A 23754-nucleotide genomic window follows, 5' to 3' on the forward strand; every position below is an offset into this window, starting at 1 on the left:
ATCAGCGACTTTTCGCCCGTTTGTAGTACCTGACTACCCATGGTGATCAACTTGTGAGTTGCCTGGTCAGGGGAGCTTTCGAGCGACGATGACGCCGCCGCGGCACGAGATCGTGAACTCGCCGTACCGGTCGATATGCCGGACGAGCAGCTCTTGTGCACGGTCGATCGTCGCCTCGAACGGAACGCCGCCTTCGTCAGCCCAAGCCCGATACGAACGGAGGTGCGCAAGCACAGGATCGGGCTCGCGGACAGTGATCACACCGGGAAGGTCGACCGTGGTGACCTGCTCGAAGTACGGTTCGAGGAGGCGAGGCGCGTCTTCGAGCGCGAACCGTTCGCTGAGCGCCACCCGCCTCGGCCCGTTGTCGATGCCGAGGACGTCGCCGGCGGCCGCTGACCAGAGGTCGTCCAGCTCGCCCTTGTCGCTGTGCGCGTTCGTCGAGACGAACGCGAGGCCGCCGGGAACGAGCGCCCGGCGGATCTCTTCGAGCGCCGCAGGCAGGTCGGCGACGTGGTACAGCATGTGCAGCGCCAGGACGACGTCGAACCGTCCAGACGCGAAGGGCAGCGCCGCCGCGTCAGCCGCCACGGTCGGCGGTGGCAAGGGCGCCAGGATCCCTGGCGAGATGTCAGCTCCGATGACGAGCGCCTGCGGACGCTCACGCCGGATGCGGTCGAGGAACTTCCCGTTCCCGCAGCCCAGGTCGAGCACGCTCGTCGCCGATGGCGGCAGATGTTCGAGGACGATGCCGGGCAGGTCGTAACGCGGCTGCTGCCAGCTGTACAGCGACTGCCGTGCGGCGAGATCGGCCTCGTCCTTGTACGCACTTCCAGCGAGCTTGGCACGGCTCGTCGTGTCCACGCCCTCGGGTCGCGACGTCACTTCGTGACCACCGTCGCTCCCGGCGGAAGGGCGGGTGGCGGCGCGCAGAACTCCCGGATCTCGTTGCGCAGCCCTTTGGCGCGAGCCGTTGTGAGGTACTTCGTGGAGCTCAATCGATCTCCGATGTCGCGGGCCCTCTTGACGATGCTGGCCGTTCGGCGCACCTGAGGCGCGGCGAGAACGGGAACCAGGAACGACTGCGTGGCGTCCAGATCGCCCAGGACCATATGTGCGCCAGCCAAGTCGAGGCGGGCAGCGAAGATGTCTCCCGCGGAACGATCGGCGGGGGCCGCCGCCTGATAGACGTCGAGCGCGAACTGCGACTTTCCGATGGCCTGTTTCGCTAGTGCCGGACTGCCCTTCAAGGTCAGCAGAGTGGTTCCGGCGTACACCGACTGCTTCGCCGCGGGAAAGGTGAAGACGCCGGAGTACTCGTCCATGGTCGCGTCGGCGCGCGCGGTATCCGCGACATCAAGCGCGGTCAGCGTTCCCTGTTCGTCACCGCGTGCCGCGCAGGCCCGCGCTTCAAGACTCGCCAGACGAGCTCCAGTCGTTCCACGGGGCCGGAACAAAGCACCCTCCCGTGCCCGTTCGACAGCGTCCTCGAGCCGGTCATCCCAGTAGGCGATCAGGCTCTGGAGCGCCTTGATCCAGCCGAGCATGTCCTGATGTCCGGCGAGTTTGGCGTACAGCCACGCTGTCTGCGCGTGAACGTCGGCGGCACGGTAGTCGCCGAGGTCCAGCGCCACATGTGCCTGCAAACCGCCGAGCCTGCTCGCGTGCAGATAGAGGTCGCGAAGCTGGTTCGGGATCCGGTTGCTGTCGAGCAGCCGGAAGACCTCGTGCCGTAGCTCCCGAATTTCACCGAAAACGTCGACCAGCGGCCGGGAGATGTAAGCCGCGGCGATCCTGCGGATCTCGGAGTCGAACTGCTCAACGGCCTCGTTCGTCGTTCCCGACGACGCGATCATGCGCGCGGTCCGCGCGGCATCGCGCGCGTCCTCGGCGGCTGCCTGCCGGCTGAGCTCAGCATCTTCAACCCCTTCTGACGAACTGGTCAAGACTGTAACTCGCCCCGTACGACGACGAACCTGTTGCTCCTCCTTGGCTTCACGCCAAAGCGCACACAGCCACCCTGCGGCACCAAGGGCCTGATCGAGCGCCTCGACGAGGTTCTGCGACGGAAGATTTCCACCGGCCCTCTCGGCCATGGAGACGTAGTTCCGGGTGTAGCCCACCCGCTCACCCAAGCCGGACTGACTCAGGTCGGCCGCACCCCGGAGCCGCTTGATCTCCCCAGCGAGACGAGCTTGCGCCGTCTCGGCGGTGACACTCTCGTCGGCCATGTGGTCTCCGGCTCTACCAGGGGGTAAATGAGGGTAAATACCAAACGTAGCGACGTTACCCCGTTACGTAACTATACCGGCCACGCCAGAGTGGTGAAAGTCCAGGAAAACCACCCGCGTCCGGAGGTCAGCAATGACGACAACCGTCTGCAAGAACTCGATGCGCCGCCATTCGAAGCGCCGGACGCCGTTCTGGCCGACCAAATCGCGAGCCAACCGATCGCAGGACCCTGAACCCGTCCAGTTGTATAGCTTGCTGACGCTGTATCTCGCCGTACACGCGCCTTTCCCCGATACCGACCCGCTCCACGGCCGATGCTCGTGCTGCGGACAGGTCTGGCCGTGCGTATCCGTCCGGCTGGCCTACCGGCTTCGCGAAGGCTTCTAAGCGAACGCCGTCCAGGAGGCCGCCATGTCGATGTTCTGGTCCGTCAGCGCTGCCGCAGTCACCGTCTGCCTGATCTGGCTCATCGTCAGCCATATCAGAAGGCGCCGACGAATCCACCTGTTCCGAGGGCAGCCGTACTGGTCGGCTTTGGCGATCGTCGCCAGGGTCAGACGGCAGCGAAACGATGAGGAAATCGAATGGCCTTCGGCCGAGCCTGAGGTGCTGAACGACGAGCCGACCGAAGTCATCGTTCTCCCGCCACAGCCACGGCCGTACCTGGAAGCCCTACTTCCGCTGTCACAGGGAACCAGGAGGCCGTAGGCGTCTTACCGAGAAGCTCGAACAAGACTTACCCATTCCCGTGACGACGCCGAGGCGGGTGACCCGGTCATGGAAGAACCACCATCGATCCGGTCATGGAACTGCGTGATCGTCGACAGCGACAGCCCTTTGGGCAAGGTCGCATCCGCGGTATGCGACCTGACCGCACATCTGCCCGACCCCGACGTCACGTTCCTCTGCTCAATCTGCTTCGGCCAGCAGTGGCCGTGCGAACGGTTTGACGTCGCGGCAAGGGAAGTGCTCGCCGCGCGGCTCTCGTTGGCAGCTCTCGTCCCTTCCGAACTCCATCACCGACTCTGGCCACAAAGTCCTCAGTGGCCGTGACCAAGCCCGACTTGAGAAAGTGATCCGTCGTGTTCAAATCGGCACCTCAACCAACCGCACGATCTAAGCGTGCCGAGGAGTCAACAGCCAAAAGCCGAGAGCTCGGTGCCGCGTTGCGGTGCGCACGAGAAGCTTCCAACTTGGCCCAAGCCGATATCTGCCGCCCATTCGGCTGGGGAGCTCCGAAGGTCTCTCGGTTAGAGAGCGGACAGCGCGAAGGGTCTCCTCTGGACATCGTGACCTACCTGGCAAAAGCCGGCACGGAACCGGCCGAGTTCGATCGGCTGAAGAAGTTGGCCGAGTCACCGGCCAATGGCTACGACCTCCAACGCCACCCGGAGAACATGCCCGATCTGCTCCCGACCTTCGACTTCCTGCACGCGAGCGCCAAGACCATGACGCTCTACGAACCACGGCGAATCCCTTCCTTGCTGCAGAGCGAGCAGTACGCGGAAGTGACGCTGCGACACAACCGGAACCCCAAGGATCCACTCGTGAAGGAAGCCGTGCAGGCACGGCTCGCGCGGCAGGAAGTACTCAAGGGTGCGAGGTATGGCTTCGACGCCACCTTCTACATTGACGAGATCGCTCTCCACGACCCGACGATGCGCAGCGTCCTGGATGAACAGCTCCTTCAGTTGGTGATCACCTCGACCGTGCCGCACTGCCACGTGCACCTCATTCCGTCGGACAGCTTCGACGAAGATCCCCAAACGGCATTCGGCTTCTTTGAGGACTACGACGGCAACTCCGTCGTCACCGTTCACACCGCAACTGCGATGTTGGTACTGGAAGACAGCGAAGACATGGCACCGTACCTACGAAAGCTAAACGAACTCCGCGAGACCGCCCTGAGTAAGCGGAAATCCGTTGAGATTGCTAACTCGGCAGTGCACCTGTGAGACACAGCATCGCCACACGTCGGTGGTGACCACCCAGTGCGGAGGGTTCATCGTGTACTTCTCTTTACCAACTACTCCGTGGCGCAGGCGGCAGTCATCGACGGCAAGGTCCACAGCAGGTAGCTGGTGGGGCTGCATCGTTCGAAGGAAGCCGGTGTCGTGCCAGGCGCCGTAGCGTTAAGAGAGGCGTTCGCAGATGCCAACGGTCCGTAACCGGCACTGCGATGCTGGCGCAGTTGTCAGTGGATGAGAGGCTCATATTCACTACGTCAACGACGGCGACACCATGGTCTGACCGGGCTCGGCGCGCTGGCCTCCGATGATAAGCCGCTGCACGATCATGCCTGTCCACGACCCACTCGGGGTTGGCTACGTCGGGCTGGAATAGCACTGCAGCTTCGCCTCCGCCACCTGCGTGGCGTCGCACGCGACGCCTATTACTTGGCTAGTTTTCCGAGCAACGTCTCGTAGCCAAGAGCCAGTTCACTTCAAGCCGCCAGCGGTCACTCAACACTCGCATGAGCCCACGGGTCCTGCACAGTCCCACATCAGGAACCGCCTCCCATGCACCCTTGACCAGTGGGTTTACCCTGCCTTCAGGGATGGTCAAACGGCCGAGACGCCAGTGGACATGACTGGTCAAAAGATGGACAAGAAGATGACATTCGGCGACATAGGCCGGCCGGTCCGGTAATCCTGAACCTTGCGACCTGTCTATTGACCTAGGCGCGTCGTCGAAGGGGGCCACAGGTTGCAGCCTGCGGCCCCTCAGTTCTGCAACCAGGTCGCTACGCTTCGTAGTTAGCCTTCCGTTCTTCGGCACTCTGCGCAAGACTCTGCCTGTCCACGTGGCCGGAGCTGCAACTCCTGCCACATGCCAGTGGATTAGACGCCTAGGTCAATGTAGAGAGGATCCCGCAGTTCGATGTCACCAGTTCGCAAGGATCAGCCCTGTACGCCTGATCCGGTTCCCTGGTTGCCAAGCCCCTACCCAAGTGGCGCGATCATCATCGTGATCATGATCCAGGCCTTCACAGGATTCTTGATCACCCGCGGATACACGCTGGAAGCAGCACTCGCCGCCTCCGGCACGATCTGTCTGCTCGCTAAACAGCTCGCACGTGGATTTAGCAGGTTCCGGCCTCGGCGGGCTGCTTGAGCGCGGCCGCGCGGAAGCCGTCTTCGACGGTCTCCATATACAGCACCACGGGGACCAGCCTCCGCGCGGCTGCCCTCTTGCCGAGCGCTCCGGCGTGCATCGGAGCTTAGGTATGAGCGTTAGCGCAACCGACGTAATCAGCGAACTCAAGCTGCTCCGCCGAGGAAGAGGCCTCTCTGCCGTACAACTCGGCGAACGCATCGGGCCGGCCCTACGGACCACATTCCGGATCTCAGAAGATGACGACGACACGGAGGTCCGGCGGAAGGTTTCAGAAGGCCTGTACGCGCTGGCCGCGTCGCTGCCGGCAGACTTACGTATCGCCCTACTCGCGGCCTTCGCGCTACACGAAGAGGCGAGGATCCCCTTCTACCAAGACCGCGTGACGTGGCTTGCCCGCACGCTCGACCGCGATGACCGTACCGCCCGTCGCCGCATCGATGAGGGAATCGAGCAGCTTGCGGCGCTGGCCACGGTCAGCACACAGGGCTCCCCACCTGCTGGCCGGAGCAAGCTATGGCATACCGAAGAACTACGAGTGGCACTCGCGCTCGACCAACCGGTGCCCGAGGCCTTCGAGTTCCGCCGGATCGTCGCAGACTCCGACGACATCTCCGAGCTGGACTTAGCGTTGACATTGGCTACTCGAAAGGAAGACAGCAACCCCGCGCAGGAGGACCTGAAGGTTGATGTTTTCCATGGTGGACGCTTGACCGCCAGTGTCAGGGAATCACGCGAGCGGATCGGGCTCGGACTGCGGCTGCCGACGCCACTCGACCGCCGTGGAAAGCACGAGTTCGCCTTACGACTCCGCGGACCCATGCAGTACGCACATTACGTTTGTGTCCCCCGGCACCCAGTCGATCTGTTTGACCTACACATCCGGTTCGCCAGCCCTGCACCCGTCCAAGTCGTGCAGCTGGACAAGGTGTTCCAAGAAGATGTCCGAGACAAGAGCACCAGCAGCACGCCGCTGCCACCAGACGATACAGGCGAAGTACACGTCCAGTTCCGAAACCTCGCACCGGGATTCGCGTACGGAGTCCGATGGATCACCGCTAGTACCACGGGAATCCAGACGCACTAGCGAGTTTGACCTGCCATGTTGCGGCTTGCGCAACCGCTAAGTAAGCCCCCACGCAGTTGACCTCATCCCTGCGCCGACGAGAGGATGTTGATCACCGCTCGCGCTACTCCGCTTGATCGGTCGCAACTCCGTGGCGAAGTTGCCAGCGTGCACCGGTACGATCCCGGTCAGCCAGTGGCGCAGCAGAGGGGGAAAGACCACGTGCGGCAACGCGTGCACGAGTTAGCCAAAGAGTTGGGCATCAGCTCTCTCAAGGTCATGGCCCGGCTAGCCGAACAGGGGGTGAACGTTCGGAGCGCGTCGAGCCTGGTCGATGAGACCTCTGCGACCCGCCTGAAAGAGTCCTTCGGCCAGTACGACGCTGCAGCACAAGCCGGGTCTACAACGCCGCGCCCAGCAACGTGGAGCGCTGGGGCCGTCAGGCCACCGACTCACCCCGAGACACTCCGTCATCTGAACCTGCTCAAACAGGCGTTTCCCGTCGTCGAAGACCACCAAACCATCCTGGCCAAGCTCGGGTCGCAGTTCTTCTACTCCGTGGCGGGAGAGGTTTCCGGCGCCGATGGCTGCGGGTTCGCCTTGGTGCGGTTCAGTGGAGCCATCGAGTCGGCATTCGGCTTGACCAGGGAAGTGTTGTTCTTCTACAGCCCCCACCGCGATCTACAGATGAGGACATTTCAGGCGGCGAAACGAATACTGACCAGACTCCAGCACCGTCGCGAGGTGACACCGGACATGATGGTCGTCTGGTCGCCCGACCCGCGCCTGCGCGAACGGCTCGACGATTGGTCTAACTCGTCCAAGAACTTTCTGGCCATCCCGCTTGATCTCCCCGATGACGGTGATCCGATCGCCTTCATCAAGCTTCTCAGCAGCTACGTCTTCACTCGCGACTTGTTCTACGAGACCACACCGGTACGAGGCGACCGGTTCTTCGGGCGCCGCCAGTTGCTACAGACTCTCCGGGACGACATTCGCAACCAGCGAGTCGCGGGACTCTTCGGACTACGTAAAGCCGGGAAGACCAGTGTCCTCACCGAGCTGGCACAAACATTCTCCAGCCCAGAGAAGATCTTCATCTTGCGAGACCTGGAGAGCCTGCCATCGCCACCGGAGGATCCGGTGCCGGATCTTCTCAAGGACCTCGTTGATGACTTGGTGACCGAACTCCGCCGCCGCGAACTCGCCGCCCAGGCCCTCGCCGACTTGCCAGCGAACCCCGGGATCTCCGAGTTCAAGCGAGCATTCCAGACTGTTTTGCGTACTTTAGCCGAAGATGGCACCACTATCGTCCTGATGCTCGACGAAATCGAGTACCTCACCCCGTCCGATCGGATTGACATTTGCGAAGGCGACATGACCTCAGTCGCCCAGCTTCTCGGCGTGTTGCGCAGTCTTGTCCAGGAGAACACGAACTTCACTTTTCTCCTGTCCGGGCTGACCAGCTCGATCATTGAGAGCGGACGCCTATACGGGCGACCGAATCCGCTCTTTTCCTGGGCAAAGGCAACGTTTCTCGCTCCCTTCGAGAAGCACGAGGCCGACGACCTTGCGCGTTCCGTCGGGCAGAAGATGGGCATCAGCATCGACGCCGGCGCGCTCGACGCCCTATTCGAGGCAACCGGCGGTCATGCGTTCCTGTACCGACATCTAGCCTCGAACGTGGTCCACGAGCTTCCTGTAGACACCTTTCACCGAGAGATCAAGAAACCCTTGGTCTTGCGGACTATCACCGAATGGCGACGCCAGGTGGCCGGGAACATGCGTGAGATGCTCGACCACGTCAAGCGGTACTACCCCGATGAGTCCTACCTTCTCGAAATCCTTACCGACGAACCAGAGTCGTTCGCCGCGTTCGCCGAGGACGCACCTCTCGCGCTCGGCCACCTGATCAGCCTAGGCCTTGTACAGAAGGTCGACAACACGTACGAACTCACTCCTGTACTGCACCTGCTATGACCGAGATGGCGATGACTGATCTAACTCTCAGCGCGGCACAAAAGCGCGCGACAGAAATACGTGAGCGACTCGCGCGCTTTAAACTGGTGTTTACCCAGTGCGGAGCGGCATTTGAGCCCCTCCGGGAACCACTGCTGGCCCAGCTGGAAATGACGGTGCTGGACGCCACAGACTTCGCCACAACACCGACCCTTGTCACGAGCGATGCGAAACGAATCGCTCTGACCGGAATGGAAGTTTTCGCGCGCGACGGTAAAGCCGCGAACACTACCCTTGGCGCACTCCGCATCGAGGTACTCAGACTGCTTGAACTCGGCATCGAAGTTTGCCTCATCTCACGGGTCCCCCGGGTTGCCTTCGCGCCTGTCGTCGGCAGTAACCTCCTCATGGATGCCAAGCTGCATTGCCTGCCGGCGCTGCGCAACGACGAATGTCCAGAGGTGGCACGCGGCGTCCCTGGCTCTCTGCTCCCCGCGATCGGATTCGACAGCAAGGCCGACGTCGCCATCATCCTGCGCAATGTTCTAGCGGAACTGGGCGTCAGCGTCCTCACGGAACTGGACTTCGCTCTCTTCGAAGGACGCCACGACGCCGGATTCATCAATGAGGTCGACTCAACCACCCAGGACGCCTTGCGCAGCGCAGGTCTCGCCCACGTAGTCGACGGCGGATTCGCCTTCACCACGCCTCGGCTCTTGTGGAAGTTCAGGGACGCCATCGGCGACGTCATGGCGAGCCATGTGTCGCCACAAACCGACCTGGCCGAGGTCACCGATGGGCTCTGGTACATCGAGCGTTGCATCCGCAAGGCTCTGCGAGACGCCGCAATCAATGAGCCCAACGTGAAGAATTGGCGTAAGAGCCTCCTTCACGAAAACACTGCCGCCACGGCGCTGGGACGTGCGCGCTCCGATGCCTACGTTGGTGCGCTCAGCGTGGCTGAACTACGTGATCCCATCGAGTGGCTGTCGCTCCCGGAACTACTCGAAGTCGTACGCTCGGACAGGTTCGGTGGGCTTTTCTGGGATAAGGTCTCATGGGATCGCTTCTCTCAACAGATCGTCCCTATCCGGAATCGCCTTTCCCATATGCGTCTGCTCAAGAAGGGTGACAAGGCGACAGTCCGCAAGTGGGCCAATCTACTCAAAGAAGCCGTGAAGTGAGTATCTTCCCGCAGCAGTCATCGCGATCGGCTGACATCACATGAACGCTCTGAAACCAGGTTCTCGTGTCCTGCCGACGACGTCGGCCTCGTGATTTGTGTGCAGGTACTCAGCTCCGACGTGCTAGATACGCTCCGCGGGTAGCATGTCCGCGTCAAGTGGCCTGAACGACTCGACCAGCCCCTCACTTTCGATGTTGGCCCGGTCCGCGATTTACTCGCTCGGTGCGTTCGACGGCTTCGGCGAAGTCGCTGGTGCCGATGGTGCGGATGGCCTGTGCGAGCATGTTCTGTTCGGAGTGCTCCGGATAGATACTGCCTGGGGCCTCAACCATGTCGCGCGTGTCCGATGAGGGCGCCGGCCAGAACCGGATAAGGAACCGCTCGACTACTTGGGTGGTCCTCGTACCCGAGCCTTCGTCGTTCTGGCGCGACGCCTTGTCTGTGGCTTGCCGGACCTCGTGACGATCTCCGGTGTGCGCCCGAACCCGGTAAAGGCCGGGGCCGCCCAGTTCGAAGTGTCCGAGGGAGTGTTCCCTGATGGTGCGCCAGATGCTGAGCCTGCCCGTCGAGAACCAAGCCAGAGCCTCGCTGCTGTTAACCCAGTCAGGGCCGGGCTGTGGCGGTTCTCCGTCCCAGTACTCGAGCAGTGCTTCCGGGACGCTCGTTGTCCCGGAAGCACTGCTCACGGTCACCTGCTGCTCGGTGGCCGTCAACCATCCGCCGGAGGTCGGCGGCACGATGTCGTGGTCCACCGCGTCGTCTTCGATGAACAGCGTGGAGTAGTCCAGTTCGAACTGGTCAGCGAAGTGGCGCAGCAGCGTGGCCATCAAGGTGCCTTCAATCAGTTGATGACGTTGACGTAGAACTTGTCGAGGTCCTTGTACAGGATCCTGCTGGACTGGTAAAGCGCTTGCAAGGCATTGCCGCCTTGGCCGTTCTGCCACCCGTCGATGTACTTCACGGAGAAGTCCCACACCGGGCTCGCCGCCCCCTCAACGGTGGCAGCGAACGGGTACTCATCACACTGCTCGTCAGGGTCATGGGGAGCAGGGATCCGGGCGCACGCCCTGTCTTTTTCGTCGCTGTTGGGCTTCTTCTCCGCGTCCGGCAGCCTGTGCAGGCCCGGGACTGTCGAGTTGCCGTACACGTACTTGCCGGGGATCTGCTTGGGGTGAGGCTCGGGCGGGAAGGTCGTGTCCGGCGCGTTCAGCGCCTGGCTGATGTGGGCGGCGAACTCAGGGAGAAGCCCGGCGAACACCGGCAGCCACGGGATTACGTCGGAACTGATACACGACTTCGGGTCATATCGGAAGTACGAGGCGGAATCGCACCGCATCCCGTTGTCCGGAGTGTCCGCTGTCCACTCGCGGCCGGGTTCCGGGGTATGCACGCCGGTAGTGATTCGCCAGGTGTGGTTGGAAACCTTGTCGACCGCGGTGCTCTTGGTCTCATCCGACTCGATCCTCCACCCGTACCACGACTGGATGTTGACCTCACGCTGCCAGTCCGCCACCGACATCGTCACCGGTCTCGTGTTGACGCTGCACCCTGGGTCACCGACGCTCCCGCAGATGGGACCTGCCATCAACTGGGTCGTGGCGACGTTGCCGAAGTCACCCCAGCCGTCGCCGGCGAACGTGGGTTGCAGCATGAACGTGTTCGTGCGGATTTTGTAGTTCCCGATCGCCACGGCGATCCATTTCAAGGTGACTTCACCACTGAGCACGGTGCCACGATACGCTTTCGCCTTCAAGCCGTAGCGTTGGCACCAAAATAGGCGATGAAAAACGTGTCCCGTTGCAGTTTCCGCACGAGCGTCTTTCTTACACAACTCCAGGAGATACTGCGGAATCTCCTGCGCCGACATCGGCTCGTCGACCGACCGGTTCGCCAGGGCAGCGGTGGCAGCCTGAAACTCAGGGCTGGCCTGCTCCCGCGAAGGTTCGTTACCCTTCGCCGCGGCCGCCGCGAACCTGCCCTCCGCCGTAACGGGAAAGGTTTCCCCTGGTTGCAAGGGGTTTCCATCCAGCCCTGTGATGACTACCCGAAGCTGCGAACCAGACGCGCCGGCCGGTTGCGCAACGCTAGCCTCGGGCGCGCCGAGTACGATAGTGCCAGCGAGTGCAGCCACCACGCCGATTCTTCGACTTAATCGTACTTGTCTCCCGTACACAAAATCACACCCCTCGGGGGCCACGCATCAATACGCAGTCATAGCGAAATGCGGATCGCCCAGCCCCCCTCGTATGGAATGAGCAAGGTCTGTCTATCGAGAACAGCCCCTGACCGTCAAGTATGAAGCCGAATTCAGCTACACATGCACTCGGGCAGCCCACTACGAGACACTTCCGTCCGGCATCCGGGCCAATAGCGTTCCTACATACGGACGCCAATCACAGCTGCAGGCCGCTGCGGCGAAACGCTTGCATACTGGACCGCAAGTCCGGCGAGGGCCGCACGTATCCGCCGAGAAAGTTATTCCTTAGCGGTACCCAGCATCTGCTCAAGGGGCATGACCAGCCGCCTACCGCCCTCGAGCCCCCAACGAAGACGTGGACGAGCCACAGCCTGAGCAAACCGGCTAGGTCGCCTTCCTTGGCCGACCGCCGCCGGCGCCCTGCCCCGGCCGCACCTGCTCCCACGTCCGGATCTCCGCTTCGCGAGCAGGCGACCAGCCAGGTGTCCGACCGATGATGACGTCTGGCTCCGGAAATGGGTGGTCAGCGGCGTAGCGGCGCCGCCACAGGGCGACCGTTCGATGCGAGACCCCGAACCACTCCCCGATTTCGACCATTCCGAGGTATCGAAGGGTCAGCCCTTCGCCGGCCGGACGGCCATCTTCCACCCGATGGTTTTCGCCGCTCACCAGGCTGAAGCTAACAGGAACCTGCGCGTCCAACCCGGACCAGCGGCATCGCGGCATGTCTCGCCTCGTACCAACATTGTTGACTAAGTGTGCAAAGTTTGCTTACCCTGACCTTGTTCACTTAGTAATCAAGGTTTTTGCGAGGCGCGATGCGACACATCAACCCCAGATCATTGACTGTTCGGAAGCGGTTCGAGGGGCGTCACCATGGCCGAGCACGCTGATGCAGCTTGGTGCCCGCCCGAGCCGCGTGAGCTTCCCGCCTTGCGCGAGCATCTAGCCGAGTACCTCACAACCTTCGCCGCTCACCTGTTCACTTCGGCGCTGATACGCGAGGGGCGAGGGACGCTTCGCCCGGTCGGTGATCCGGACATGGGCGCCGAGCTGATGCTGGCGGACGAGTACCGGCGGCTCCATCAAGCGCGACTGTTCTATGTCACCAGCGACATCACGCCCCTCGTTCACCATGCCGCCCGGAATCTTCGGGACCGCTGGGACATCGAACCTCAGGACCTGCCCGCGCTGACCGGCTTCATGCTCTTCGCCGAACCGCTGGCAACCTACGCCAGAGAAGATGGCAAGGAAGTCGCCATCGTCGCCGTCTCCTGGGGAGAAACCACCCTCATCAGCCATCCCGACGGCGGGCTCTGGCTGACGTTCTGGAGCGCCACCGACTTCGCGGCGGTCATCGCCAAGTTCCGCGCGGTGGGCTTCCCGTCGGCCGAAGCGACCCGGCTAGCGCACACACAGAATGCGGAGCTGACCTGGGACAACGAGATCTACATGCCCTGGGGAGCTACCCAAGCCGTCGTCCCCGACGAGCCCGGCGGGCGATCCCTCGATCCCACCAAGGTCGCCGCCGCGAAGACGACGATCGACTGGCTACGCGTAGTCCACGCCGGATGGATCTTCTGCCAGCCGAACGGCTTCACGGAAGTATCCGACGAGCACCTCCCAAAGACGTTGCGGAAACGGTCCGCGCGAGCCGGTCACTCCACGGACCCGGTCCGAGTGCTCTCTGTCAGCCGAAAGACCCCTCCTCGACCGGCGCGGGCCTTCGAGCCGACCGGGCGCACCGTAGGTGTCCGCTTCCCCGTCGCGCCGTTCCTTCGAAGGCAGGCATACGGACCCAACCACTCGCTCCGACGCTGGAAAGTCGTGTCCGGCCACTGGCGCGGCCCGGCTGACGCACCCGTCCGGATCGGCAAGAAGGTCAACCTGGTCGACACTCCCCCATCTGGACAACAAGGCAGGAAATCATGATCGCAGTCAAACGAACGAACCCGACCGACGACGTCATGTCGGCGGCCCATCACTGTCTCGCGGCCGAGAACTTCTTCGCTCGTGCCAAAGAGCTTTATGACGAGTTCACAGAGGTTCCGCGGAAGCGGAAAGGCTTCCATCGTCGCCTGGCCAAGAAGCTGGAGAGGTCGTACAGGACCTATCTGGAGTGGGCACGTTTCCATCTTCAGATGGCAGAGGTTATTACGCAGGGCAGCAGCCTGGTGCTGACGTACAACCGCGCCTCGTCCACTTTGGATCCACGGCTTCTCGGTACGGACGTGGCCCACGAGGTGGTTTGCTGGGATGGATTCATCGGCGGACAGCCGCGCGACGGCCGGGAACGATGGCTACCGAAGCCGGGCACGGCTGACGCCGAATATTGAACCTGTCAGCTCACAGCAGGTCTTCGTAACCGAGGTCCGCGGCGACGTCCTCGACGAAGTCCTCACCTGGGACGCCGGGATGTTCGTTCTCCACATCCCAGGCCGCGTCGCCGACGGCTTCGCCACCTTCTTCCAGTGCGTCGACGACCATCTCGACCAACCCACGGGCCTGGTCATCATCGAGGTCGAAACGCTGGGCCGCGTTCGATGCGGCTTGTTCGAGGTCCTGGTCGTACCACGGAGGTTCGTACATCGGCGGGCTCCTTCGCTGGTGTATTGAGCCCTCAGAACATGGCGTTCTCCCCGTGCGTTCGATTCACGCAGCCAACGTCGCGCTCAGAACGGTGGCGGCCAGCATCGGCGGCGCGAGCGGCATCCGACCGTCGCGAAGACTCCAACGCTTCGTGAGCAGACCGACCCCGGCGACCAGCGCGGCCAGCAGGTAGGAACCGACGATCCCGGTCAAGAGCCACTTCCACCCCAGCCAGCCAAGCATCATCCCCAGGCTCGGCGCCAGCTTGACATCGCCGGGTCCTGGATCGCCGGTGAGGAGGAACGACGCCAGCAGCACGCCGCCCCACACCGCGGCGCCAACGAACGCCATGGTCAACGACTGCGCCGAATCGGCGATCAGCGCCGCGGTGACCAGCGTGATGACCATCCCCGCGGCCAAGGGCGCAGTGAGCCGGTCCGGTACCCGGTGCTCGACGACGTCGACAGCGGCGGCCGGCACGCCGATCATCGCGAGGAGGGCGCCTGCGGCGACCAGGCTGGGCGGCCAAACCGCGGCAGCCGCTCCGACCACGGCAGCTGCGACCACGATCGCGACGTAGTGGGAACGGTTTGGCGCCGTCTTAATTGTGGCGCGGAACAGCAGTGCCGATACCGCCGCCAACCCAGCGCCGAGGACGAACCCGACGGCGAGGCGCAGGTCGATGGTCATCGAGCGGTCGGCGCCCTCAGTTGGTCCATCCGATCATCGTCACATGGGATCGGAGACTGCGGCCTTCACGTCGCTCGACCGTGTGAACGTCTTGCCCCGTAGGCCGAACCGGATCTCGGCGCCGTACCAAGAGCCGGCTTCGTTCGAACGTGCACGGCGGTAATGCCACCCCGGATGATTCGAGACCGCGAGCCCTCCGCGGCACTCGCAGGTGGTCACGCACCACCACCCGGGCCGCACACGCAAACCCGCCTGGCCCACGGGTGGGAAGTGGCCCGCGAGCGCCCCGGTCGCCTTCGTGATGATCTCGCCGAGTGAGGAGCCGCGAACAAGCAGCTGACCGTGCGCCTCGTGGTGTTCGGCGACCCACTCGACGTCGCACAGCTGAGGTTCTGAAGTCGCGTTCATACCCGAGACAAGCCCCGGTGATCAGCGGCTTGATGCGGGAAAGCTCAGTCGTGGTCGAGCGCTTCGAGGCCCTCGCGCTCGCCGCTGGAGATCGTGGTCATCCAGGTGTCGAAGTCCTGCAGGACGGCGAGTCGGCCGGAACGTGCCGGCTGCACGGTCGCCGTCGCGCCACCGACAAGGTCAAGACGGAGCCGTGGGCCATCGAGCCGTGCCGCGGTGACATGGAGCGCACGACGTCGGGTGATCGCCGGATCGAAGACGGGTAGCCGCGTTTCTGGGTCTTGGACTGCCGCGCTCAGCGGCCGGATCCAGAAGAGGGTGGGCTCGTCCGTGTCCCGACGTACGTGCCTGGCCAGCGCGATCCGTTGGCCGCCGTCGATGACGAGTTCGGCGCCAGGCAGCAGGTCGTCGGCCCGCTTCTGTGCGCGGCCTGCGACCAGGTTCTCGAGGACGCGCTCGGCCTCGTCGAGGTCGATCTCACGGTTCACGAGGGTCATCTCTCCTTTCATACCTTTAGAACGTCGTCGATCGGCTTGCCGGCGATATGCGTGATGCCTTTGGCCGTGAACATGGTGTGGATCTCGTCTCGCTGCTTCTTGCTCTCGCAGAGGATTCTCGACGGTCCTTCAGCGCCCAGCAGATCGATTCCATCACCGAACATGACCTCGTTGGCGGGGCTGGAGAAGCCGGCGATCTTGAAGGGATCTCGCGTGGACGACGCGTACTTGCCAGCCTTCGAGGGATTGACGACCCCATAGGTATCCGCGTTCGCGCCGTAGTAGTCCGCGCGGTGCATCAGCCGCTCGGGTTGGTCCCACACCAGCTTCGGGCCATCATGCGACGGTGGCGTGCCCAGCACGCGCAGGAAGACGGAACTCGCTCCCCCGGTGAACTTGTCCTGGTCTTCGCTCATGCCGACGCCACGGCTCACCCCCATCAACGTCCGGCGCTCGGTGGAGGCGAGCACACCATTCGCCAGCATCGCTTTCAGTCCCGACGCCGACGTGGCGTGGACAAGAGCCTTGCCCTTGAACGCGGCCGTCAGCTTCGGCATCGAGTTGCCGACATCGAATCGGTTCCACGTCAGCCAGCCGCCGGACCGCCGGGGAGCCGGGTCGTAGCCTGCGGTGGCGGCGAGTGCATCGCCGGTCTGGTGCCCAGTCACCTTCGCTACGGCTTCGCGCAGCACCTTCACCCTCGTCGGTAGCGCCTGCGTGTGTGCGTCCAGCTGGATGTCTTTGGCAAACCGCGCGAGCTGAGCGTCGTCCAGGCCGACGGCGAGGTGAGCACGCTCATGGAAGAGCTCTTGGCGCGTCATCTCCTCGAGCTGATCACCGGTTGCGATGGCTGCCTGCACCTCGGTCTTGCCTGCCAGGTTCTGTGCCTTGACGTTCGCGGCGAGGTAGCCGTATTCGCCTTCGGCCTGGGTCATGGGGCGGTTGGCCAGGTTGAGCTGCCCGAGCCGTTTGACCACGTCCGGCCCGTGCCCCTCACCTGCGGGCGCGATGACCTCGAGCCTGCCGCGCAAGGAGAACTCCGTCGTCTTCGGCGAGTTGACGCTGTAAGGCCGGTAGACGGCCTGGAATCCATCGCCGAGGTTGATCACGTACTCCTTGCCGGCGACCTTCTCCCACCGCGCCATCCCGTTCCAGCTGGCCTGGCCGGTCTCGGAATCCAGGGTCGGCTTGATCCGAGTCGCGTCGCGCAGGAGACCGGCGACTCGGTGATCGCCATGGTCGCTCGCAAGCACGGGCATCGTCACGGTGACCGTCGCGACGCCTTCGTGCAGGTACGGGTTAACGTGCCCGACGTTCTTCGCAGCGGCGGCCGCTGCCTCGACGTTGGCCAGCTTCGCCGCGTAGTGCGCGAGCATCGCGGAGTCCGCCGGTCCCGGACTGTCACCGATATCCGTTGCCGCGGCAGCCATCGCCGCCTTCGCGTCAATGATCTTCTGTTCCGTTGTCGACGGGAGATTCCCGACGGAGAGATCTCCCGCTTTGATGTGGTGGTTCACGCTCTTCGCGGCCGCGATGATCTTGTCGGCGAGCTCGTGCTGCTCGTCGACCGGCAGCCGGCCATGGACGACCTGCTCGACTTGGACAGGCGCCGTCTCCTTGGTGACGTTGATGGCGTCAAGCAGTTTCTCTTCTGCCTCCTCGCTCACGAGTGCGTGCAGAACGGTGCGAGGACCTTCGGCGCTGGCATAGCTCACCAGGGTGGCACTCGATGCGTGCAGATCGGTCCCGCCCACCAGAATCGGCTCACCAAAGGGCTTACCGACGTCCGGCGTATCTGGGGTAGGCGTCAGCGGTTGAGCGCCCGGTTCCGTGGAGCTGTCCGCTTCGGCCGGCGCATACGCATCAGCGGCAACCTCCTCCTCAGGAGGTTCCGGCTCTGCTGCTGCCGGGGTCGAAGGCGTGATCGCGTAGCTCGTGTGAGCCGTCTTGGAATTGGTGCCCATCAGGTCTTCCCCGCGTGATGAAGTGCCGCGGCGTTCTCCAGCTTGAGCTCACCGAGGAAGAACTCTGCGAAGTCCTTGCGCAGGTTCTTCTTGCGCTCGACCGCGTAGTCGAGGAAGGCCTCAGCGACCTGTTTCGTGGTCACCGACGTTTCGGCGATGCCATGCTGCTTGGCCGCCCTCGCGCGCATCGCCGGAGCCCACTTCATCTGCTTCTGTGCGGCGCCGGCGTAGGCCGCCGACCGCAGCAATCCGCGCCACTCCGCGTCTGGAACCGATTCGAGGTGCTTGATCATCGAGTGGGCGGCCGCGGGGTTGACCCGGACTCCTTTGGCGAGTTTGCCCGCCTTCAAGGCGTCGTACGCCTGGTGGTAGACGGCCGTCGTGTTGTTCGGCCGGAACGACATCGACAGCTTGTCCTGGCCGTAGAACTTGAACGACTGCCCGTGATCGATCGGGACGAGACCGCCCTCCCCGGTCCGGAGGACGTTGCCGGTGTGCGGATCGTGGTTTCCCAGAGCCCAACTTGCGACGTGCAGGCGGACGATGTCGTCGACGTCGGTCTGTGACCAGGTGGAGGGGTTGCCGGACATCTCGGTCGCACCGACGAGCATCGGCTGCACGGAGGCCGGCTTTCCGTTGATCTTGGTGGCGAATACGGGGACCACAGGCAGGCCTGCACGGTGAAGTGCTCGCGAGGTAGCGGCCTCAGCTGCGATGACCGCGCCGCCTCGTGGAGTCGCTTCTCCTTTCGCGAGCCAGGTTTTGCCGTCTGGCCCGGTGTGCAGCGTCTTCGGATGTGTGCCGCCGAGATGTGCGGGTTTGCCGGCACCGAAGTCCCAAGCCGCGACAACAGACGGATCGACCGATTTCGGCAAGGCCGCGAGAGCGGCTTTGGTCTGCTTCAGCGCTGAGAGCATCTCGGCGTGCTGGCGGCCAAACGCACTCCTCGGTACTGCCAAGATCGGAGCCTTCGCGGCCTTGGGGGGCAATGACTTCGTGCTGTTCTTGAGAGCCACCTTCTCTTGCAAGCTGTGCTTCAGCGACGCGACCGCCGCGGTGGATCCATAGGCCTGGTGGACCAGCATCGACTTGCAGAGAGACTTCGTCGCAACCGCGGCTTGATCGGTTGTGAGGAGGCCGGTGGACACGACGAAGGCCCGCAGGTCCTTCAGTTCCTGTTGGTCCGCCCACGGCGCGATCTCGGTGTGCGCGACTTGGAGGGTCACGTTGTGCGAGAGTGTCGGCTCGACCGGTTTCCAACCGCCCATGTCCATGTAGGCGACGCCCGCCTGGTGCGAGTGGTCAAGAAACTTGGTCATCGCCGCGATGCCGCCTGGTTCGGCGAGGCTGGGTAGGCCGCCGGGACCAAGTGCTTTTTGCAGCTCGGCGATGTTGGCTTCGAACGTCACTTTTGTTGCTGCGCGCTCGACGGCGAGGTGCTTGAGGTCGAGCCGTTCCTGCTTCTCGGTCGACGCACGCAGCAGCTTCAGAATCTGGTGGGCGTTGAGTACTTTGGCTTGGAAAGGCGCGATCTGGTCATGGTCCTTCGCAGCTTGTATCGCGGCGGAGAGTTCATGTGGACCGATGTCCGTGAACGCTTGGTCGACTTTATGCTTCGCTGCGGAACGTATCGTCTCCAAGTCGTCCAGCGCGGGGTTGTGGGCGGTCGCCAGCTTGTTTTCGGCGGCGATGAGAGTCGCGACGAGGTCGGGGTCAGCCCACGAGCCGTCGACTTTGGCTGTCTCGACGGCACCCGCAGCCGAGTTGATCGCTTCCTGCGCCGCCTGGACCTCGGCAGCGGTCGGCGTCCAGGACGTGAATCCCGGAGGCAGGCTATGGCTTGGCGTTGCGACCAGGCTCGCGTCGAGTTGCTGCCACTGCTCCAGGGTCTTGCCACCGACTGTTTCGCCGGAGTACAAAGCCACAAATCTGTTGATAGCGACGCTCTGGATCGTCTGCTTCATGATCGCGTCATCCGGATAGGACGGGTCGAGCCAGTGCACCAACGGGTTCCCCGTGGTCTCGGACAGTCCCACCAGCGCTGGGTGCTTGAATCCGTGCCCTACCGCGAGCTCCTTGAGCTCGTCCTGGGTCATTCCGTTCAGGAACAGCTCGCACTGAGTGTGCAGGGCATCCTCGAACTCAGTTGGGTCACCGCTGAGTTTCGCGATTTCCGCTTGCGCCTCGTGGACCGCCTCCACGAACATCGCGTACCGTTCTTCGATGTCGTCGGGCAGGTCGAGCGTCGTCGGCTCGAAGGGGTTCTCGGGGTCAACTCCGTTGAGGGCGAAGCCTTCGACGACCGACAAGGCGATCTCGACATCAGTCCACTTCGGACCGTCCTCGAGTGGCAGCCCCTCCGAAGCTGAAGGGCCGACAGTGTAGGCCGCGTGCTTGGTTTTGGAATTCGTTCCCATGGAGAGTCGCTCAGCCGGCGCTACCGAGCAGGTCGTCGAGCTGGAACTGGACAGCGGCAGCGAGATCAGGCGCCGAGGGGATGAGGTCGACGCGTGCGGCGGGTGCGGTGAGCGAGTTCTCCCAGATCTCCATGTGAGCGGGGAGGTCACCCATCGGGGTCGAGGCGATGCGTTCGCGCCAGGTGAGGCAGCGTTGATACTCCCGCGGGACCCATTCGATGTGCCGGTCGATCCGACCGTCGTCTCCCTGATCGATACCGAGCACCGCGACGACGGTCGTGGCAGCCCCGTATTCGGATGACCAGCCGAGCAGAATCCAGAGTGTCCGCTGCATCAGTTGCCTCCTTCGGGCAAGAGCGAAGCCAGGTATCGCACGGAACTGGCGAAGGCGTCCGGGATGCGGGCGTGCAGGTCCTTGCGCCCTTCCGGGGTCATCACGGCACCGTGGAGCGCGTACTGCGCCGGGTTCTGGCTGACGAGAATCAGCCTGGTGTCGAACAGCTCGACGGCGGTGGCGATGCGGTCTTGGCGGGACAGGCCGGTGATGATGACCGGGAGGTCGTCCGGGATGTTCTCCGCGAGCCAGGTAAGGCCGGGCAATGCCCAGGTTTCCCAGTTCTTGTTCTCGCGCACGGTCTGGAGGTTGATCGCGATGGCGGGCGGTGCCGTGTCGGCGATCCACGCGGCGTACCGCTGGAGGTCCTCAAGCCGGAACCAGTAGAGGTTCGGGACGGCCGGCATACCGGCCCGGACGAATTCCTCCGCGAGCAGCAACGACCTGCGCATGTTGATCAGGTGTTCGGCGCGTGGCCAGTTGCCGTAGATCGAGTAATTGGGGGCCAGGACGAGATCGAACTCGAGCGTCGCCAGCCGGTCGAGCAGCCGATCGCGGTGCCGTGCGGTCCAGAACGCCTCGACCAGCGGGTCCTCCCCGTACCCCGAGAGGAGGGTCAGCGTCGTGGGCGGGAGACCTAGCACTTCGGCGGCCGTCACTGCTTGATCCCACCGCGGATAGATGGCGTGCGTCTGCGGAGAGAACACGCGACGGAGACCGACGGCGTAGGCGGGCCAGCCCAACGCGGCATCGAGGTCGCCGGCACCGGATCCGTCGACCTGCGGGATGAAGGAGGGCAGGCCTTCGGGCAAGCGGCCGCGGAGGACGACGTCGTCGAATTCGAGGGTCTCCCCGACATCGGCCATCCACGCCTTGATGTCGGTTCGGGAACCGCATCGAACCGGGCAGCTCGAGCACGCGGTTCCCGCCTGCGCGGTCTCTGCGCGTGCACAGCCGCAGTAGCTGCAGTCCGAGTTGCACCCGGAACAGAGCGGCGCGATCACCGCACCGGGCTCGGCATCGGTGCCCGCGTACCAGGGGCAGCGCCTGCAGTCGCACCGCGCGGCCGGCGCAGCGTCGGTGGGCAGGCCGAGGAAGACGGACACGGGGATTCACTCCGTTTCGGTGAGTTGATCGGTCAGAAGACGGAGCGATGCCAGATCATGCGCGGAGAGGCGAGCACCGCGAGCCAGCGCGGCGGCCAGGACGCGAAGGCTGGCGAGGGTGTTGTCGACAATTCGTTGTTCCACTAACGGAACGGGGTCAGCAGCCACCGGTGAGTCGGCGCGGAGCTTGTCGGCACGAGCGCTGTCTGCTTGTTCGTGCAGGTGCTCTGCTTCGGCAAGAGCTTCCTCGGGAGTGACCGTCGGGTCGGCCGCAGCGGTCAAAGCCGAGCTCAACAGCCGAGTCCGGTTGGTCTGCTTCACCGCGGCCCAGATTTCCTGTGCGGCCTGCGCTCGCCCGCGGTTGAGCTCGATGAACCGGATGCGCGTGTTGAGGCTGATCTTGGCCTCGTCCATCTCTTCGGCGATCTCGCGGGGCATCTCGGCGAACGCGCGCACCAGCTCGCGCGCCTTCCGCGGGGTCAGCTGCAGGCCGAGGCGGGACAGCACCTGGGACCACGGCGCCGCGCATTTCTTGTCGGCGCCACGGATCCGCTCCATGGCAGAGAACCGGGCGATCGGGTCATCGATGGCGTAGACGTCAGCGGGAACCTTGTAGCCGCGTGCGATCAGCTTGCCCAGAAGCACTGCGCAGCGATCGAGAACGAGCGCGGCCGCCAGCTCGCCCGGACGCAGGCTCTCGCGAGCGAGGTTCTCGACCAGCTGCCAGATCCGGCGTTCCTCATCGGACAGCGGTCCGGGACAAATGACCGCCGGGAGTGCGGTGAAGTGCGGGTTGTCCGGCTTGTGGACCGCACCCCACCGGCAGGCCCTGAGCCGCCGCTCCCCCGCCGTCAGCCTCATGGCGGGCGCCTTGTCGTCGCCGGCGTCCATCTCCTCTACGAGAACCGGTTGAAGGACGCCGACGGTCGCGATGGAGGAGATCAGGTCAGCGAGTTCTTCCGGCGCGGTGCTGTCACCGGGCGCGCGTCCCTGCGAGTCCGTGAACGGGCTTCCTTCGCCTCGCAGCGGAAGCAAGGTGAACCGGCGCTGACGCAACCGGGACGAAAACCCGAGCTGCTCGACGAGATCGACCGGTGTGGGCTCCTCCATCACGATCCGCCGGTCTTGGGCCAAGCGAAAACGGGTACCGGTGCGGTGTTCTCGGTGAGCAGCGGAAGTGCGATGTCCGCTGTCGGTCCGGGGTCTCGGAGCCTCCGCAAGGTGGTGCCCAGCGCGCACACGCGATCGCCGGCGAGCGCCAGGCCGTGCATCGCTTGTGCGTAGGCCCGCAGGTCCGCGAGCCGACGCTCGAGGAGGTGCTCGGCAGCGCCGGACAGGACGATGAGAAGTCGCGGGAAGCGCGCGTACCGGCTTCGCCAGGCGGGACGCCCACCTGAGTTCGGCTTGCCAGGGATGTAGTCGTGGTACTGGGCGTAGGAGCGGAGTTTCTGCGCCAGCCGGGCGACGGGCATGGTCGCGCGGTCCAGCTCGATGAAGAACGTGCGCTGTGACCGCCGCCCGGCGTCGTCGAGGACATAGTCGAGGACCGCGTCCGCGATGACAACGCCCTGGCGTCGTCCACGGCCGTCTCGAAACCGGTGGGCGACCTCCGGAGTCCACGACAGCGGTCCGCACTCGTCCCCACGCCGGCGGGCCGTCGTCGCGAAGGCGAGCCCGGTTTCGACGACGTCGAGCGCATGATCCTGCAGCAGCTCCACCGCAGCCGCCCGGGGGATCCGGTACGGGCGGGAATCCACTTGCCCGGACTCCTCGACGAGTTCCGCGCCGCTCTCGGTGACGTACCAAGTCCGGGAAGCGTGGTGCCGATGCAAGCCATCGGCAAGCCCATCTGCTTGTAAGGCAAGGAGCTTGTGCTGAACGGTGCGAATCGGCCTCGTCGGCGCGATCAACCGCCGCACTTGCTCCGTAGACACCATGCGGTGCCAGTAGAGGACTACGAGGGCCTCGCGCTTGAAGGGGTCGAGTCGCGGCATC

At 63.9% G+C, this 23754-nt stretch carries 22 protein-coding genes; 7 read left to right on the forward strand and 15 right to left on the reverse strand.

Going from position 1 to position 23754, the window contains the following annotated elements; translation table 11 throughout:
* Nucleotides 1–66 precede the first annotated feature (66 nt).
* From H4W30_RS12230 to H4W30_RS12240, 3 genes are all read right to left on the reverse strand, one after another.
* Complete coding sequence (locus tag H4W30_RS12230) at nucleotides 67–885, reverse strand: class I SAM-dependent methyltransferase (RefSeq protein ID WP_318780593.1); 819 nt, start codon at nucleotides 883–885, stop codon at nucleotides 67–69.
* Nucleotides 882–2231 carry a helix-turn-helix domain-containing protein gene (locus H4W30_RS12235; protein ID WP_192742957.1) on the reverse strand — a complete coding sequence of 450 codons (1350 nt, stop codon included), beginning with the start codon at nucleotides 2229–2231 and terminating at the stop codon, nucleotides 882–884. The genes H4W30_RS12230 and H4W30_RS12235 overlap by 4 nt, the downstream gene beginning before the upstream one ends.
* Nucleotides 2232–2615: 384 nt before the next feature.
* Nucleotides 2616–2867, reverse strand: a complete 252-nt coding sequence (locus H4W30_RS12240; protein WP_192742958.1) for a hypothetical protein — start codon at nucleotides 2865–2867, stop codon at nucleotides 2616–2618.
* Nucleotides 2868–3045: 178 nt separating this feature from the next.
* On the opposite strand from H4W30_RS12240, the gene H4W30_RS12245 reads away from it, so the two are divergent.
* Together H4W30_RS12245 and H4W30_RS44515 are read left to right on the forward strand one after the other, a co-directional pair.
* On the forward strand, nucleotides 3046–3285 hold the full coding sequence (locus H4W30_RS12245) for a hypothetical protein (RefSeq protein ID WP_192742959.1): 240 nt from the start codon (nucleotides 3046–3048) through the stop codon (nucleotides 3283–3285).
* Between the two features lie 29 nt (nucleotides 3286–3314).
* Nucleotides 3315–4187 (forward strand): helix-turn-helix domain-containing protein, encoded by an 873-nt coding sequence (locus H4W30_RS44515; protein WP_192742960.1) that lies wholly within the window; start codon nucleotides 3315–3317, stop codon nucleotides 4185–4187.
* A 1127-nt stretch (nucleotides 4188–5314) separates the two neighbouring features.
* On the opposite strand, the gene H4W30_RS44190 is transcribed toward H4W30_RS44515, so the two are convergent.
* Nucleotides 5315–5446 carry a hypothetical protein gene (locus tag H4W30_RS44190; protein WP_264082841.1) on the reverse strand — a complete coding sequence of 44 codons (132 nt, stop codon included), beginning with the start codon at nucleotides 5444–5446 and terminating at the stop codon, nucleotides 5315–5317.
* Nucleotides 5447–5458: 12 nt separating this feature from the next.
* Between H4W30_RS44190 and H4W30_RS12255 the strand changes: the two genes are divergently transcribed.
* The 3 genes from H4W30_RS12255 (at nucleotide 5459) to H4W30_RS12265 (ending at nucleotide 9555) form a co-directional block, all read left to right on the forward strand.
* Nucleotides 5459–6433, forward strand: a complete 975-nt coding sequence (locus H4W30_RS12255; protein ID WP_225949298.1) for a hypothetical protein — start codon at nucleotides 5459–5461, stop codon at nucleotides 6431–6433.
* A gap of 147 nt (nucleotides 6434–6580) precedes the next feature.
* Nucleotides 6581–8392 (forward strand): translation initiation factor IF-2 N-terminal domain-containing protein, encoded by a 1812-nt coding sequence (locus H4W30_RS12260; RefSeq protein WP_318780594.1) that lies wholly within the window; start codon nucleotides 6581–6583, stop codon nucleotides 8390–8392.
* Nucleotides 8389–9555: a hypothetical protein gene (locus tag H4W30_RS12265; protein ID WP_225949299.1), complete on the forward strand. Its 1167-nt coding sequence runs from the start codon at nucleotides 8389–8391 to the stop codon at nucleotides 9553–9555. Before H4W30_RS12260 ends, H4W30_RS12265 begins: the two co-directional genes overlap by 4 nt.
* A gap of 184 nt (nucleotides 9556–9739) precedes the next feature.
* Here H4W30_RS12265 and H4W30_RS12270 read toward each other — a convergent pair whose 3' ends face one another.
* Nucleotides 9740–10384 (reverse strand): hypothetical protein, encoded by a 645-nt coding sequence (locus H4W30_RS12270; RefSeq protein WP_192742962.1) that lies wholly within the window; start codon nucleotides 10382–10384, stop codon nucleotides 9740–9742.
* A gap of 14 nt (nucleotides 10385–10398) precedes the next feature.
* The gene (locus H4W30_RS12275; RefSeq protein WP_192742963.1) at nucleotides 10399–11688 is read right to left on the reverse strand and encodes a NucA/NucB deoxyribonuclease domain-containing protein; all 1290 of its coding nucleotides are present in this window, start codon (nucleotides 11686–11688) and stop codon (nucleotides 10399–10401) included.
* A gap of 942 nt (nucleotides 11689–12630) precedes the next feature.
* Here H4W30_RS12275 and H4W30_RS12280 point away from each other — a divergent pair.
* Nucleotides 12631–13686, forward strand: coding sequence for a hypothetical protein (locus tag H4W30_RS12280; RefSeq protein WP_192742964.1), 1056 nt, complete (start codon nucleotides 12631–12633; stop codon nucleotides 13684–13686).
* On the forward strand, nucleotides 13683–14090 hold the full coding sequence (locus H4W30_RS12285; protein WP_192742965.1) for a hypothetical protein: 408 nt from the start codon (nucleotides 13683–13685) through the stop codon (nucleotides 14088–14090). Before H4W30_RS12280 ends, H4W30_RS12285 begins: the two co-directional genes overlap by 4 nt.
* Before the next feature lie 10 nt (nucleotides 14091–14100).
* Here H4W30_RS12285 and H4W30_RS12290 read toward each other — a convergent pair whose 3' ends face one another.
* The 9 genes from H4W30_RS12290 to H4W30_RS12330 all read right to left on the reverse strand — a co-directional run bounded on the left by H4W30_RS12290 (nucleotide 14101) and on the right by H4W30_RS12330 (nucleotide 23753).
* Complete coding sequence (locus H4W30_RS12290; RefSeq protein ID WP_192742966.1) at nucleotides 14101–14343, reverse strand: hypothetical protein; 243 nt, start codon at nucleotides 14341–14343, stop codon at nucleotides 14101–14103.
* 63 nt (nucleotides 14344–14406) lie between these two features.
* On the reverse strand, nucleotides 14407–15033 hold the full coding sequence (locus H4W30_RS12295) for a prepilin peptidase (protein ID WP_192742967.1): 627 nt from the start codon (nucleotides 15031–15033) through the stop codon (nucleotides 14407–14409).
* Nucleotides 15034–15485: 452 nt separating this feature from the next.
* Nucleotides 15486–15938, reverse strand: coding sequence for a hypothetical protein (locus H4W30_RS12300; RefSeq protein WP_192742968.1), 453 nt, complete (start codon nucleotides 15936–15938; stop codon nucleotides 15486–15488).
* Between the two features lie 8 nt (nucleotides 15939–15946).
* The gene (locus H4W30_RS12305; RefSeq protein ID WP_192742969.1) at nucleotides 15947–17902 is read right to left on the reverse strand and encodes a hypothetical protein; all 1956 of its coding nucleotides are present in this window, start codon (nucleotides 17900–17902) and stop codon (nucleotides 15947–15949) included.
* Complete coding sequence (locus H4W30_RS12310; protein ID WP_192742970.1) at nucleotides 17902–20319, reverse strand: hypothetical protein; 2418 nt, start codon at nucleotides 20317–20319, stop codon at nucleotides 17902–17904. The genes H4W30_RS12305 and H4W30_RS12310 overlap by 1 nt, the downstream gene beginning before the upstream one ends.
* A gap of 10 nt (nucleotides 20320–20329) precedes the next feature.
* On the reverse strand, nucleotides 20330–20653 hold the full coding sequence (locus H4W30_RS12315; RefSeq protein WP_192742971.1) for a hypothetical protein: 324 nt from the start codon (nucleotides 20651–20653) through the stop codon (nucleotides 20330–20332).
* Nucleotides 20653–21519: a DUF4417 domain-containing protein gene (locus H4W30_RS12320; protein ID WP_225949300.1), complete on the reverse strand. Its 867-nt coding sequence runs from the start codon at nucleotides 21517–21519 to the stop codon at nucleotides 20653–20655. Before H4W30_RS12320 ends, H4W30_RS12315 begins: the two co-directional genes overlap by 1 nt.
* A 246-nt stretch (nucleotides 21520–21765) precedes the next feature.
* Complete coding sequence (locus tag H4W30_RS12325) at nucleotides 21766–22893, reverse strand: ParB/RepB/Spo0J family partition protein (protein WP_225949301.1); 1128 nt, start codon at nucleotides 22891–22893, stop codon at nucleotides 21766–21768.
* Nucleotides 22869–23753 (reverse strand): replication-relaxation family protein, encoded by an 885-nt coding sequence (locus H4W30_RS12330; RefSeq protein ID WP_192742973.1) that lies wholly within the window; start codon nucleotides 23751–23753, stop codon nucleotides 22869–22871. Before H4W30_RS12330 ends, H4W30_RS12325 begins: the two co-directional genes overlap by 25 nt.
* Nucleotide 23754: the final 1 nt, after the last annotated feature.

This window comes from Amycolatopsis roodepoortensis, assembly GCF_014873915.1.
Taxonomy (GTDB): domain Bacteria; phylum Actinomycetota; class Actinomycetes; order Mycobacteriales; family Pseudonocardiaceae; genus Amycolatopsis; species Amycolatopsis roodepoortensis.

Excerpts from the sequence above, each read along its gene's own strand:
- H4W30_RS12300 (WP_192742968.1), bottom strand. The coding sequence starts at position 15,938 with ATGACCCTCGTGAACCGTGAGATCGACCTCGACGAGGCCGAGCGCGTC.
- H4W30_RS44190 (WP_264082841.1), bottom strand. The coding sequence starts at position 5,446 with ATGCACGCCGGAGCGCTCGGCAAGAGGGCAGCCGCGCGGAGGCTGGTC.
- H4W30_RS12330 (WP_192742973.1), bottom strand. The coding sequence starts at position 23,753 with ATGCCGCGACTCGACCCCTTCAAGCGCGAGGCCCTCGTAGTCCTCTAC.
- H4W30_RS12270 (WP_192742962.1), bottom strand. The coding sequence starts at position 10,384 with ATGGCCACGCTGCTGCGCCACTTCGCTGACCAGTTCGAACTGGACTAC.
- H4W30_RS12255 (WP_225949298.1), top strand. The coding sequence starts at position 5,459 with ATGAGCGTTAGCGCAACCGACGTAATCAGCGAACTCAAGCTGCTCCGC.
- H4W30_RS12320 (WP_225949300.1), bottom strand. The coding sequence starts at position 21,519 with ATGGCCGATGTCGGGGAGACCCTCGAATTCGACGACGTCGTCCTCCGC.
- H4W30_RS12305 (WP_192742969.1), bottom strand. The coding sequence starts at position 17,902 with ATGGGCACCAATTCCAAGACGGCTCACACGAGCTACGCGATCACGCCT.
- H4W30_RS12280 (WP_192742964.1), top strand. The coding sequence starts at position 12,631 with ATGGCCGAGCACGCTGATGCAGCTTGGTGCCCGCCCGAGCCGCGTGAG.
- H4W30_RS12235 (WP_192742957.1), bottom strand. The coding sequence starts at position 2,231 with ATGGCCGACGAGAGTGTCACCGCCGAGACGGCGCAAGCTCGTCTCGCT.
- H4W30_RS12315 (WP_192742971.1), bottom strand. The coding sequence starts at position 20,653 with ATGCAGCGGACACTCTGGATTCTGCTCGGCTGGTCATCCGAATACGGG.
- H4W30_RS12295 (WP_192742967.1), bottom strand. The coding sequence starts at position 15,033 with ATGACCATCGACCTGCGCCTCGCCGTCGGGTTCGTCCTCGGCGCTGGG.
- H4W30_RS12285 (WP_192742965.1), top strand. The coding sequence starts at position 13,683 with ATGATCGCAGTCAAACGAACGAACCCGACCGACGACGTCATGTCGGCG.
- H4W30_RS12290 (WP_192742966.1), bottom strand. The coding sequence starts at position 14,343 with ATGTACGAACCTCCGTGGTACGACCAGGACCTCGAACAAGCCGCATCG.
- H4W30_RS12310 (WP_192742970.1), bottom strand. The coding sequence starts at position 20,319 with ATGGGAACGAATTCCAAAACCAAGCACGCGGCCTACACTGTCGGCCCT.
- H4W30_RS12240 (WP_192742958.1), bottom strand. The coding sequence starts at position 2,867 with ATGACTTCGGTCGGCTCGTCGTTCAGCACCTCAGGCTCGGCCGAAGGC.
- H4W30_RS12265 (WP_225949299.1), top strand. The coding sequence starts at position 8,389 with ATGACCGAGATGGCGATGACTGATCTAACTCTCAGCGCGGCACAAAAG.